The sequence below is a fragment of the Paraliobacillus salinarum genome (genome assembly GCF_014083865.1).
Classification (GTDB): domain Bacteria; phylum Bacillota; class Bacilli; order Bacillales; family Amphibacillaceae; genus Paraliobacillus; species Paraliobacillus salinarum.
On sequence record NZ_JACEFA010000001.1, the window covers coordinates 488,801 to 501,760 of the forward strand.

The 12,960-nt window shown below is 35.6% G+C and carries 17 protein-coding genes; 1 reads left to right on the forward strand and 16 read right to left on the reverse strand.

Annotated elements, in window-relative coordinates; genetic code table 11:
• Window positions 1-291: 291 nt before the first annotated feature.
• From HP569_RS02495 to accB, 8 genes are all read right to left on the reverse strand, one after another.
• On the reverse strand, window positions 292-1,176 hold the full coding sequence (locus HP569_RS02495; protein WP_182199502.1) for a polyprenyl synthetase family protein: 885 nt from the start codon (window positions 1,174-1,176) through the stop codon (window positions 292-294).
• The gene (locus tag HP569_RS02500; protein WP_182199504.1) at window positions 1,177-1,404 is read right to left on the reverse strand and encodes an exodeoxyribonuclease VII small subunit; all 228 of its coding nucleotides are present in this window, start codon (window positions 1,402-1,404) and stop codon (window positions 1,177-1,179) included.
• Between the two features lies 1 nt (window position 1,405).
• The gene (xseA, locus tag HP569_RS02505) at window positions 1,406-2,752 is read right to left on the reverse strand and encodes an exodeoxyribonuclease VII large subunit (RefSeq protein ID WP_182199506.1); all 1,347 of its coding nucleotides are present in this window, start codon (window positions 2,750-2,752) and stop codon (window positions 1,406-1,408) included.
• A 9-nt stretch (window positions 2,753-2,761) separates the two neighbouring features.
• Window positions 2,762-3,619, reverse strand: a complete 858-nt coding sequence (gene folD, locus HP569_RS02510; protein WP_182199507.1) for a bifunctional methylenetetrahydrofolate dehydrogenase/methenyltetrahydrofolate cyclohydrolase FolD — start codon at window positions 3,617-3,619, stop codon at window positions 2,762-2,764.
• A 12-nt stretch (window positions 3,620-3,631) separates the two neighbouring features.
• The gene (gene nusB, locus HP569_RS02515; RefSeq protein WP_182199508.1) at window positions 3,632-4,012 is read right to left on the reverse strand and encodes a transcription antitermination factor NusB; all 381 of its coding nucleotides are present in this window, start codon (window positions 4,010-4,012) and stop codon (window positions 3,632-3,634) included.
• Between the two features lie 222 nt (window positions 4,013-4,234).
• Window positions 4,235-4,630, reverse strand: coding sequence for an Asp23/Gls24 family envelope stress response protein (locus HP569_RS02520; RefSeq protein WP_182199509.1), 396 nt, complete (start codon window positions 4,628-4,630; stop codon window positions 4,235-4,237).
• 45 nt (window positions 4,631-4,675) lie between these two features.
• Entirely contained in the window at window positions 4,676-6,031 is a 1,356-nt protein-coding gene (accC, locus tag HP569_RS02525; RefSeq protein ID WP_182199510.1) for an acetyl-CoA carboxylase biotin carboxylase subunit, read from the reverse strand.
• 11 nt (window positions 6,032-6,042) lie between these two features.
• Window positions 6,043-6,516: an acetyl-CoA carboxylase biotin carboxyl carrier protein gene (gene accB / locus HP569_RS02530; RefSeq protein ID WP_182199511.1), complete on the reverse strand. Its 474-nt coding sequence runs from the start codon at window positions 6,514-6,516 to the stop codon at window positions 6,043-6,045.
• Between the two features lie 360 nt (window positions 6,517-6,876).
• On the opposite strand from accB, the gene HP569_RS02535 reads away from it, so the two are divergent.
• Complete coding sequence (locus HP569_RS02535; RefSeq protein ID WP_182199512.1) at window positions 6,877-7,755, forward strand: vanadium-dependent haloperoxidase; 879 nt, start codon at window positions 6,877-6,879, stop codon at window positions 7,753-7,755.
• 72 nt (window positions 7,756-7,827) lie between these two features.
• Here HP569_RS02535 and HP569_RS02540 read toward each other — a convergent pair whose 3' ends face one another.
• Genes HP569_RS02540 through spoIIIAA form a run of 8 tightly spaced genes read right to left on the reverse strand, consistent with a single transcriptional unit; the run spans window position 7,828 to window position 12,934 of the window.
• Window positions 7,828-8,385, reverse strand: coding sequence for a SpoIIIAH-like family protein (locus HP569_RS02540; protein ID WP_182199513.1), 558 nt, complete (start codon window positions 8,383-8,385; stop codon window positions 7,828-7,830).
• Window positions 8,385-9,041, reverse strand: a complete 657-nt coding sequence (spoIIIAG, locus tag HP569_RS02545; protein WP_182199515.1) for a stage III sporulation protein AG — start codon at window positions 9,039-9,041, stop codon at window positions 8,385-8,387. The genes HP569_RS02540 and spoIIIAG overlap by 1 nt, the downstream gene beginning before the upstream one ends.
• On the reverse strand, window positions 9,034-9,645 hold the full coding sequence (gene spoIIIAF / locus HP569_RS02550) for a stage III sporulation protein AF (RefSeq protein ID WP_182199517.1): 612 nt from the start codon (window positions 9,643-9,645) through the stop codon (window positions 9,034-9,036). The genes spoIIIAG and spoIIIAF overlap by 8 nt, the downstream gene beginning before the upstream one ends.
• Before the next feature lie 19 nt (window positions 9,646-9,664).
• Complete coding sequence (spoIIIAE, locus tag HP569_RS02555; protein WP_182199518.1) at window positions 9,665-10,861, reverse strand: stage III sporulation protein AE; 1,197 nt, start codon at window positions 10,859-10,861, stop codon at window positions 9,665-9,667.
• Window positions 10,862-10,884: 23 nt separating this feature from the next.
• Window positions 10,885-11,274 carry a stage III sporulation protein AD gene (gene spoIIIAD, locus HP569_RS02560; RefSeq protein WP_182199520.1) on the reverse strand — a complete coding sequence of 130 codons (390 nt, stop codon included), beginning with the start codon at window positions 11,272-11,274 and terminating at the stop codon, window positions 10,885-10,887.
• A 7-nt stretch (window positions 11,275-11,281) separates the two neighbouring features.
• A complete protein-coding gene (gene spoIIIAC, locus HP569_RS02565; RefSeq protein ID WP_182199521.1) occupies window positions 11,282-11,488 on the reverse strand; it encodes a stage III sporulation protein AC in 207 nt (68 codons plus the stop codon).
• A gap of 14 nt (window positions 11,489-11,502) precedes the next feature.
• Complete coding sequence (gene spoIIIAB / locus HP569_RS02570; RefSeq protein WP_182199522.1) at window positions 11,503-12,015, reverse strand: stage III sporulation protein SpoIIIAB; 513 nt, start codon at window positions 12,013-12,015, stop codon at window positions 11,503-11,505.
• On the reverse strand, window positions 11,939-12,934 hold the full coding sequence (gene spoIIIAA, locus HP569_RS02575) for a stage III sporulation protein AA (protein ID WP_182199632.1): 996 nt from the start codon (window positions 12,932-12,934) through the stop codon (window positions 11,939-11,941). Before spoIIIAA ends, spoIIIAB begins: the two co-directional genes overlap by 77 nt.
• Between the last annotated feature and the right edge of the window lie 26 nt (window positions 12,935-12,960).

A 12,960-nucleotide genomic window follows, 5' to 3' on the forward strand; every position in this document is an offset into this window, starting at 1 on the left:
TAGGTTCATACCCCAGTCCATGGTAATAGCTTTGGCTTAAAGTTACCACAGAGATGGGCCTCCGCGGAAGCAGGGTCAACGCCCACATGCCTTTGTGGATCGCCCTGCAACCTTAACTCCCAGCATCGACCCAAGGCTGGGCGCCTCAAGCCGACACAAGGAACTTCATCGATGTGCCCTTTAGCGGATTTTTAGGCCCGCCTTCAGAAACGGAGAACCGACTAGAATACTGCACCATTCCCATTGTATTGCTATATTAACATATTTCTAGATTCGTTTCAATTAAAAAAATTATGAAATTCGATTACTAATATAAATTAAGAATTGATCCAATAATCCATGAGAAGCACTTGCTTCTTGAAGTAATTTTTTTGCTTTTTCAACGTAAAGTTGTTTTTTCTCTATTGCACCTTCTAGACCTAATAACTTAGGGTAGGTACTTTTAGAATTCTGTTCATCACTTCCTACCGGCTTACCGATTTGTTCTACATTACCTGTTACATCTAGAATGTCATCTTGCACCTGAAAAATTAACCCAAGATATGCAGCAAACTTCTTGATTGCTTGTAACTGTGCATTATTTGCCCCACCAATATAGGCGCCAATTTCTATAGCAAAGCATAGTAATTCACCCGTTTTCAACTGATGAATTCTCTCTAAATCCTCAAGCAGGATCGTTTTATTTTCAGCTTCTATATCTAAAGATTGACCAGCAACCATTCCTTTTGGTCCACTTGCTTCAGCTAAACGTTGGATGATATAAATTTTTTGTTGTTCCGTAAGCTGCTGATCTGTTGCTATTAACTCAAAGCTATAAGTGAGCAATGCATCACCAGCTAGTATAGCTGTTGCTTCATCAAACTTACGATGGTTTGTTGGTTTTCCTCTTCTTATATCATCATTATCCATAGAGGGAAGATCATCATGTATTAAAGAATAAGTATGTATCATTTCTAATGCCAACGCTGTATGTAATACCTGTTGGTGTGAGCCACCATACGCCTCACAACTTGCTATCATTAATAAAGGGCGGATTCTTTTTCCACCAGCTTCTAAAGAATAGATCATTGATTCCTTTAATCGGTTAGGAATTGACAAGTCAGAGACTTTTCGAATTAGCTCATCTGTTATTAGTTTTTCTTTTTCAGTAATAAATGCTGTCAATTCTTGGTCCATCTATTCATCCTCCACTTCAAATGGCTTGGTTTCCCCCTGCTCATTGATAATTTGTGTCATTTGCTTTTCTACGTTTATTAATTTGTCATTACATATTTTAGAGTAACGCATTCCCTCTTGATAATATTGAATCGCTTTTTCTAAAGGAACTTCACCCTCTTCTAACTTTTCGACAATTCCTTCTAACTGTTTCATTGCTTCTTCAAAAGTCAATTCTTTTTCAGACATACTATTTCTCCTCCTCTATATCGGACACGTAACAGTTTAGTAATCCATCTTGAACTTTTAATGTAACAGGATCGTTTACCTTCACATCACTTGTTTGCTTAATAATAGAGCCATTTCCTTTATATGCGATTGAGTATCCTCTTTTCATTGTGTGCAGAGGACTCAGCAGGTTAAGTTTATCAAGCTCAGCGACAAATTTTTGTTTGTGTTTTTCAAGCAAACGAAACATCGCTTGTTCGTTTCGTCTAGACAATTGTGTCAAATTATTTTTGGTTCCATCTATTTGTTTATTTGGATGTTGATTTCTTAATCTGAGCATATTGTGTTCTAACTGCTTACTGCTATGTCGGTATATGGTGTCTACTGCTTTAGCAAGCTGATCTATTTTTTTATCAAGCTCTTGTTCTTTTTGCTTAATAAGTTGAGCTGGGTATCGAAATGCATAACTTTTTTGTAGTCGATCCAGTTTACTGTTAGATTCTTCTATGCGGTAAGTTAGCATTTGCCTAATGGATTGTGTAGCATTGTGGATTTGCTGCTGTACATCATTTTTGGATGGGACGGCCAATTCAGCTGCTCCTGTTGGGGTTGCTGCTCGAACGTCTGCTACAAAATCTGCAATGGTAACATCTGTTTCATGACCAACTCCTGAAATAACAGGCAAATCGGAGTTTACAATTGCTCTTGCTACTTGTTCATCATTAAAAGCCCACAGTTCCTCTATAGAACCACCACCACGCCCAACAATTAAGACATCTAATTGTAGATTGGATTCATTTGCTTGTTTGATAGATGAAACGATGGAGGCTGGAGCTTGCTCGCCTTGGACAAGCGCTGGAAAAACGGTAACTGAGGTTGCTGGAAAACGACGATTAATAGTCGATAGTATATCTCTAATTGCTGCACCTGTTGGAGACGTTACAATACCAATGTGTTGCGGATACATTGGTAAGTTTTTTTTCAAAGATGGTGCAAATAAGCCTTCTTTACTTAATTTTTCTTTCAGTTGTTCAAAAGCTACATGCAATGCACCTACCCCATCAGGTTCCATTTGCTGAATATACAATTGGTATTGTCCCTGTGGCTCATAAACATTAATTTGGCCTTTTATTAATACTTGCATGCCATTCTCTGGCATAAACTTAAGCGCCCGATTGTTACCAGCAAACATCACAGCATTAACACGAGAGTAAACATCTTTAATGGTAAGGTACATATGTCCTCTGCTATGATGTTTGAAGTTTGAAATTTCACCTTTCAACCAAATGTCATTAAGGTGTTTATCCAACTCAAATTTTCGTTTTATATATTTTGTTAATGCCGTTACAGTTAAGTAATTATCTTGCATACTTATTCACTACCTTCTAGCATCGGCTAATTTCGCTGATTGAATCGTATTATGCATTAGCATTGTGATTGTCATTGGGCCAACTCCACCAGGAACAGGGGTGATATAAGATGCTTTATTTTTAGCTGACTCAAAATCAACATCTCCAACTAATTTGCCATGTTCGTTTCGGTTGACACCTACATCTATCACAACCGCACCTTTTTTGATTTGGTCTCCGTGAATAAACGATTCTTTTCCTACAGCCACAATTAAAATATCTGCAATCTTGACTAATTCATCCATATTCTTTGTTCTTGAATGACAGTAAGTAACAGTCGCATTTTCATTTAGAAGTAATTGCCCTACAGGTTTACCTACAAGATTACTTCTTCCAATAACTACTGCGTGTTTTCCTTCTAAGGAAATATTCTTTGACTTTAACATGGTGATAATACCAAGAGGTGTACATGGTAAGAAGGTTTCCTTTCCAGTTAGCATTCTTCCAACACTAATGGGGTGAAAACCATCCACATCTTTACTTGGGGTTATCGCTTCAATAATTTTCTGTTCATCAATGTGTTTTGGTAATGGTAGTTGAACAAGTATGCCATTAACTGTATCATCTTGGTTAAGCTTTTCGATTAATTCTAATAATGCTTTTTCCGTGGTCTCTGAAGGTAGTTCTATTAAATCGGAGTCAACACCAACATAATCAGCCGCCTTTTGCTTCCCTTTAACATAAGATTTAGAGGCTGGATCTTCACCTATTAAAACAACTGTTAACTTTGGCACAATTCCACTCTGCCTCAAATCATAAACCTCTTCCTTCATGTCTGAACGCAAGCCGTTCGCCAAGTCTTTTCCATAAATGATCTCTGCTACCACAACACATTCCCCCTATTTAGTCATTTTTGAAAGTACACCATTAATAAATTTACCTGATTTCTCATCTCCATAAACATGCGCCAATTCAATCGCTTCATTAATTGCTACGCCATGTGGTGTATCTACATCATAAAACATTTCGTACGTTGCAATCCGAAGTAATGTCTTTTCCACGTTTGCCAAGCGATTCAAACTCCATTTTTCTAGATGATCCTCTATTTTATGATCAATGTCTGTCTTGTTTTGAAAAACACCAAATATAATTGCTTCTAAAAAGTCTGAGGGTAGATCATCTTCCAATAATTGAGTCATTGATACTTTTGGATCAAAACTTTCATTATCTAATGAGAAAAGTATTTGAAAAGCTTTTTCTCTTGCGTTTCTTCGTTTCATCTTCATTCTCCTTGTTAACATTCACACACTTATGCTATTAATATTTTATCTACATCATAACGAATTAGGGCATAAAAAGCCATAGATTGTTTCTTTTTTAAAACATTGTTTTAGTATAACGTATTACATTTATGACGTGAACAAAAAATATTTATTTTTTACATAGTAAACAGGAAAAGACCTTGCTAGAGAATTAATCTCCTCAAGGTCTCTTCCATAAAATCACTCTTCTTCGTTTGTTTCTTCTTTCGTTTCTAGGCGAACACCTACAACATGGACATTGATTTCCTCAATTTCTAGTGCTGTCATATTCTTTAATGCCTGACGAATATTTTCTTGGATTTTCTTTGCTACAGTAGGAATAGTTTTGCCATAATCTAATACAACAAAAACGTCAATCATAACACCTATATCGGTTAATTCGACTTTAATTCCTTTGCCGTGTGATTTTTTTCCGAATTTTTCTACTACGCCTGTCGCAAAATTTCCACGAGTAGAAGAAACACCTTCCACCTCATTAGTTGCTATGCCCGCTATTACTTCTATAACTACCGGTGCAATTTCAACTTTTCCTAAACGACCATCTTCACTTACATTTAATAAATGATTTTCACTCATTAAGGTTCACTCCTTTTGAGTTAGTAATAAAATTCGCAATAAATTTTATTCATCTTCTATTATAGTATACTTTTCAAGAAATTTCGTATTAAAATCACCATTATTGAAAACAGGGTGCTCCATCATTTTGTAATGAAAAGGAATCGTAGTAGAAATACCTTCAATTACAAACTCACTTAATGCGCGCTTCATACGCTTTATTGCTTCTTCTCGTGTTGGCCCATAAGTAATTAATTTTGCAATCATTGAATCATAATATGGAGATATAGAATAGCCTGGATAAGCAGCAGAATCAACACGTACACCGAATCCACCTGGCGGAAGATACATATCAATCTTTCCAGGTGATGGCATGAAGTCTTTACAAGGGTCTTCAGCATTGATACGACATTCTATAGCGTAACCTTGAAATGTTACTTCTTCCTGTGACAATGACAGTGTTTGATTGTTAGCGATATTGATCTGTTCCTTGATCAAATCTACACCAGTAACCATTTCAGTAATTGGATGTTCCACTTGAATACGAGTATTCATTTCCATAAAATAAAAGCTTTGATCTGTTTTGTCAAAGATAAATTCAACTGTTCCGGCGCCTGAATAATTAACAGCTTTAGCTGCCTGAACAGCTGCTTCTCCCATTTGCTCACGGATAGAATCAGTGATTGCCGGTGAGGGTGTTTCTTCAATCAACTTTTGCAATCGACGTTGAATAGAACAATCCCTCTCGCCTAAGTGTATCACATTTCCATGATTATCAGCTATTACTTGGATTTCCACATGAGAGAAATCCTCAATGAATTTTTCAAGATACACACCTGGATTACCAAAAGCCTTTTCTGCTTCTTGTTGTGTAACGCGTAAGCCTTTAATTAATTCTTGCTCATCACGTGCAATTCGGATCCCTTTTCCGCCACCACCAGCAGTAGCCTTAATAATCATTGGATATCCGATCTTCTCAGCAATTTCAATGGCTTGATCTTCACTTTCTATAATACCGTCAGAGCCAGGGACGATTGGTACACCTGCTTGCTTCATTGTTTCTCTTGCAACATCTTTTGTTCCCATTTTTTGAATAGCATATGCGCTAGGGCCTACAAAAGTTATATTACATTTTGCACATATCTCAGCAAAGTCGGCGTTTTCCGCTAGAAAACCATATCCCGGGTGTATCGCATCTACCTCTGTTAGCGTAGCAACACTCATAATATTGGTAAAGTTTAAATAACTGTCTTTACTAAACCGTGGTCCAACACAGTAAGATTCGTCAGCCAATTGGACGTGTAAAGCTTCTTGATCTGCTTCAGAAAAAATTGCCACTGTTTCTATCCCAAGCTCTTTACAAGCTCGAATGATTCGAACAGCAATTTCTCCACGATTAGCAATTAATAGTTTTTTAATCATGTTCTCTCCCCTTATTTAGTCTTCACTCGGAATAACGGTTGACCAAATTCAACTAGTTCTCCATTATCAACAAGAATCTCTACAATTTCACCAGAAACCTCTGCTTCGATTTCGTTAAATAATTTCATTGCTTCTACAATACAAACTACTGTGTTCGGATTAACTTTATCCCCTTCAGTTACAAACGCATCTTGCTCTGGTGAAGACGAACTATAAAACGTACCAACCATCGGCGAAGTAATCTCATAGTCACCAGACACAGCTTGTATTGGTTCATCTTCTTTGGTTTCTTCAGAAGCAGAAACAGTTGTTTGCTGTGCAACAGTAGGCTGTGCTGTGTATACAGGTTGCGTCGGTTGAACTACCTGCTGTTCTACTTGTTTTTTCAACTCAAGTTTTGCACCGTCTATTTCATATGTAAATTCATTAATTGACGATGCATCAATCGTTTTTATTAAAGATTGAATTTCTTCTATTTTTAACATAACAAACACCTCTTCTTATAAATTAAATATAACTCTCTTCTCATAAAGAATTATGAACAGGTACTAATAACTCCTCTTAACATTTTACGTAATCCATCGAAAAACTGCAACTATTCATTTTTAAAATTGACGTATATTTAATATTTTAATCATAACACAGGCAGATTATCGTTTTAAATTTTAATAAAAAAATTAGTTATTGGATGATGCTAATAAATATGTAGGGATTAAGTGGTTATTAGAATCCTAGCTAAATTTCTTTAATTTTTTTCTTCCAGAGTAGACTTGTGTCCATTTCAAAATGACATACAATTGCATGTATTAATATATATGTACTACAAATGGAAAAGGGTGAAAATCATGTCCGATAATTACTTGAGATGGTCAGAAATCGCTTATGGCGGAGAAAACCATCCACCAAATGATGCTGTAGACCCTCAAGCTAGTTCATGGCCTATGTATTATTTAAAGCGAGACGGCGATTCATTTTATGGACCTAATGGTAAATTTTCGTTTCAAATTAGTTCGCCGGAAAGTATTGATTGGAATAAACAGTTAAGCATCGTACAATCCACATTGAAAAACATTACAACAGAGCAAGTTAACATCGCTACTTACTGGGGGACGGGTCCAGCGACAAAACAATGGACACCTATTATTGATCGATTAATTGACACATATGGACTTACTCCAACGAAAGCAGCCCGAGTGTTAGCTGCTGTGCAAGCCGGCATGAATGATACATTTGTTGTTGCATGGTATTATAAATATCTTTCGGATGTTGCTCGTCCAATTCAATACGACCCAAAACTAAAACCTATTCTTTGCACACCAAGATTCCCAACTTATGTATCGGGGCATGCAGCAGTATCTGGATGCGCTGAAACAATTTTAAGTTACTTCTTCCCGAGTGAAGCACGTCGTCTTAAAGAGTTAGCTGAACAAAATGCGAAATCGAGATTATATGCGGGTGTTCATTTTCCAATAGATAATGATGAAGGGCTTCGTTTAGGTAGACAAATTGGTAAGGTTATTACTAATGAGCTACATCAACAACGAGAAGAGGATGGTTCTTTAATAGACAATTTTAACCGACTTAATTTACATGCTGATTTATTACCGCCACCTTATACTCAAGCGATTCCTTTTGATTTCAAAGAATCCTGTGCTTCAAACACTGCCTATTCTAACAATAAGAGTGAAATCAGACCTGTACCAAAACCTAAAATATTCATCTGAAAAATGAGTTAATAAATTTAAAAATAGGCTTTTCATTATAATGAAAAGCCTATTTTCAATTATTATTTAGTTTTACTTATTCGGTTGGAATTTGACTTCTACATTAACTCTACCGAATTCATCATATACCATTTGCATGATGTTATTTGCTTCGACGTTTGATAGTTCTTCGGCGTTTACTGTTACGATGACACTATTGTCTTTCGTTCTTACGAGTACATCATTAAATCCTTTTTCAGATTTTAATGTCTCTTCTATAATTAATTCTTTTGAGGATATATGATCGATCTCCTCCATTTCATCATATGCTTTATTTTTTTCTTCTGTTGAAGCCGAACTAGAAGCAATAATATCTTTTAACTGCTCTACTCGATTACTTCTTGTTTCTGATAGATCCATACGAATCATAGTAAACAATTCATTAGATTCATTTGTACTTTCAGTAATTGTTCCTTCTGAATCTTTTTCCACATCAGCCTCATCAACATTACCTGTTGTTGTTTCATCATTTAGTATATCTTCGTTAATAAAGGCAAAGTCCCCATTACCGTTAGCGTTCATATAGTACACGCTTAATACAATCATTAGACTTAACATTGTTAACAACCATACTGTTTGTTTTTTTAACATTATGATTCCTCCCCATTATTTTTTGGCATAATCGAAATCCGATGAACTGGAACCCCTAATACACGTGATACAGCTTCAGAGACCCATTGCTTCACTTCCATATGTTCCACACCTTTTGCAACAACTAAAACTCCTCTAACTTCTGGGCGTTTGGTTTGAATTAATAAAGGAACTTCCTGCTCACCTTGCCTAACAATGACGGTTTGTTGCTCTTCCGTCGCATCCTCAATATGCCTTTCTCCACCATTTTGATCGGTTTCTTCTGTTGTCTGCGTACCTACTATTAGATTTTTCTCATAAACTTGCTCTTGTGTAGCCTCAAGAGTAACCATAACTTCTACGCCCGAAACGCCATCTATTTTTTCAAGCAAAGCTTGGAGTTCTGTTTCATATTCCTTCTCTACTTCATTTACGTTTGAGGTGGTGGACTTCTTTTGAGAAAAAGTTTCCTCTTCAGCTGCACCTTCTAACAACTGTGGTTTTTGATTTATTTGACTCGGTTGTGTATCATCTTGGTTCGTAAACATATTCCCTACCAATAAAACAAGGACACCAATTAATCCAATGATTAACATATAACCTGTCTTCGTTGGTTTGGATCCGTCTTCCGTTTTTAACTTTAAGTTTGATAATATTTTTTTGAAAGGATTATTCATTTTTTTCTCCCTTCTTAACAACATTTAGTTGCTCTAATTTCACTTCCCATTGTTCGGCTAGATAAATACTTACATTACGCAGTGTTTCATCTTCCGTATCTTTTTTTGGAACTTGATCGTTTCCAATTATTACTTCCTTCACTTCTCTTTTTGTAACGTTTTCTTGTACTTCTACGTATATACTAGCTTCTTCCAACGTTTCTGCTCCTATGTTTTCTTCAGAACGGAACTGAACACTTGATATTTCCATATCATATTTTTCTATCAACCCCTCTTTCACTTGATTTATCATTTGGACAATCAGCTCTTCTTCAACATATGCATCTTGGGAGGCTTGTATTTCTTTTTTTTTGTTTTCAATCTCATTTTTTAATTGATTGTTATTTAAAGATTGTTCGAAAGTATCCATCGAACGTGAAATAGCTTGATTAATATCAACATTAAAAAGCTGAAAAAGAGGATGTAAAAACATGAGTAAGAATAAGAACGACAAAACAATATGTACATATTTTCGCATCATTGTTTGCGGCAATAACATCTCAACAATTAGTACTAGAAATAAAAATAATACAAGTCTCGTAATCCAAGTAATAAAGTAGTCCATCTCGTTATTGTCCCCTCCACTAACGAAGCATTAATGTTATATTGCTAGCAATTACGATGATAACGATAGTTAAAAAAAACATGAAAGAAACAGTTAATAGTGCAGCAAATAAATATATAATATGTTTACTTAGAATGTCTAGACATTTGATAACTGGACCATTTCCTAATGGCTGCAGTATCGCAACAGAAATTTTATAGATGAATGAAATAATAAAAATCTTTATTGCAGGAAAAAGAACAATAACAACTAAAATAATGACCCCAACAAGACCAACAGCATTCTTCAATAGTAACGAGGCACTTAATACTGTATCTGCTGCATCCGTAAACAACCTTCCCACTACTGGAATAAAATTACCTGTAACAAACTTAGTTGTCTTCATCGCCACACCATCTTGTATTGCTGTTGTCGCTCCTTGAACAGAAACAACACTTAAAAAGACAGTCAATAATATTCCTAACAACCCTAAGCCGATGTTTCTAAGTAACTCAGCTAACTTTGTAACTTGAAATGATTCGTTCAGTACACTCACCATTTGCAAAATAGCTGAGATGAAAAAAAGTGGAATAATGAAGTAATTGACAAGCATTACCGTAAGCTGCATACAGGCAACGATAATTGGATGAAAGAAAGCTACAGCTGTTATACTTCCAAATGAAGCCATCAAGCCTAAAATTAATGGTAATAAGGCAACCATAAAATCTCGCATTTGCATGACTGTTTCAGTAACGTATGAAGATGCAACTTGAAAACTTTGCATTGCCAATACAAACAACACTAAGACTACAACTAAATCTGACACCTTACTAACTGTGCTGGATTCAAACGAGTTTTGTATCATTTGTAAAACAACAGAACATAAAGAAAGTACAATGAGCGTACCCAACAGATCTCCACTAGCAACTATTTCGTACCCAATATAAGTAAAAATTGCGCTTAGCCAATCTTTTATAGAAAGTATATTTTGATTTTGTAAAAATTCTCGAAAGGTAACATCTTGTATATTAGGTAAGTAGGCACCATAATCATTTTTGAGATTCTCCCAAAAATCACTTGTATCCTGTAAAGAGACATTCTCTAATAATTGACTACTTGGTATATTTGAATCACTATTAGATGAGTCATCTGAAACACCTAACACTAGTTGATCTGTCATGAAATACATGCCACATATAACAATTAGAAGTAGTATTTTCTTGAACCAACTATTCATCTGTTTTCCCCGCTTTTTTTTACTTATTGCGGTAAAAATCCTATTATTGTTTCAATGACAGCTGATATGATTGGTACAGCTAGTACAATAATAAATAGTTTACCTGCTAATTCAATTTTTGCAGCGACTGATGCTAAGCCTGCATCTCTAGTAATATGTGCTCCAAACTCCGCTATATAAGATATGCCGATAATTTGTAAGATGGTATGAAGATACGTATCATTTATGTTCGCACGGCTACTAATCGATTGGATCAGTCCAAAAACTGTAGAAACGTAATCCATAACAATAAAAAAGATAATAATAGAGGTGAAAATAACAATGAATAATGCAAAGGTTGGCTTCTGCTCTTTTATCAAAAGTACTAATAAACTAGCAACAATTCCTATGGATACGATTTGAATAATCATCATGATTTAACTATCCTCGATATAAAAATACGGACTTAATCTCTTGAAATAAATCAGAAATTCCGTTTATAACAAAAAGAAGCACAATGATAAAACCTACAATACTTGCAAATTGTGCATATTCCTCTTTTCCCATTTGTTTTAAAATCGTGTGAATCATTGCAACAATTATCCCAATTCCTGCAATTTGAAATAAAATAGAAGCATCTTGGTACATCGTTATTCCCCTTTCTAAATTAGAAGTAAGACAATAAACAATCCTGCTAAAAAGCCTAGACTTTTTACCATCTTACTGTAACGATGTTGATCATCCACAGCATCTTCCAGGATTCGATCTAGGTGTGTTAATGCCAATTGAATGTATTTTTTTTGTTGTGAAATATCGTGTTGGCCTAATGTTTGTCCAAATTGATTTAATACTTCCTTCTCGTCATAACTCAGAGCACTATTGTTCATTAAATTACCTAACGCTTTTGCCCATGCAATATTTAAATCACTGGCTCCCTGTTTCAGCTGCTGATGTAACATTTGAAAAAAACCTGCTATTGGTTCAGGAGATTGATTAGCTACGTGCCAAAATGCATCTATTAATGGAGCATGACTATATACAATTTCCGCTTCCATCGTTTGTAATGCACTTTTCAATTGCCTAATTTGCTTTGGCCTATTATTCAAATGAGATGCGATTTCGAACCCTATCCAGGTGGTTGCTATGACTAATAGTAGCGCTCCTACCCATTTCATTTTCTTCAACCCTCTTTTTCATCAGGTTATTTCCGTTGCTATCTAAAATTTGAAAGACAGTTCCCGGTTTATCTGACTTTTTTAAAACAATGAATCGATCAAACATGTTTGACTGAAACAGTGGTTGAAACGATAGTCTTTTTCTTATATCATCTAGTGAATTGCCATGCGCACTACACATCAACTTGACACCTGCGCGCAATGCTTCTTGGATGGCAAGAACATCTTCAGCGCTCCCAATTTCATCAACAACAATGACATCAGGAGACATGGAGCGAATAAGCATCATTACTCCTTCAGCTTTAGGACAAGCATCTAAAACATCTGTACGGGTTCCAACATCATGTTGTGGCACACCATCTAGGCAACCCGAAATTTCTGAGCGTTCATCTACAATTCCAACTTTTACAGGTGAAGCATGCTTCCATCCAGAACCAATTAATCTTGAGATATCACGAAGCAATGTCGTTTTTCCAGTCTGTGGCGGACCAATGATTAGCGTATTGCAATAGCCTTCTTCATGTAGCGCGTTAATATAAGGTGAAGCGGCTCCTATCTTTTCTTTAGCAATCCGTATATTAAAAAAAGTCATATCTTTTATTGCTTTTACATAACCATTCGTTGTATTCACTTTCCCTGCTAAACCAATTCGATGTCCTCCTCGAATAGTTACATAGCCTTTTTTTAACTCTTCTTCCATTCGGTATAGCGAAAATTGCGAAATTTGATTAATTAAATAGGTAGCATCCTGCTTATCTGCAATTAAATCTGTCATCCATTCTGTGTGACTATCAAAAATTATTTCTACTGGTTGATTCATACGAATGCGTATCTCTTGTAACATACTCCACCTATTACCGATTTTCTTCTCTATTTTGTTCCGTAAAGGTCCTGTGAATAATGACATGATTTCTTCTATCATTTGAACGCTTCCTTTTCTAGTAT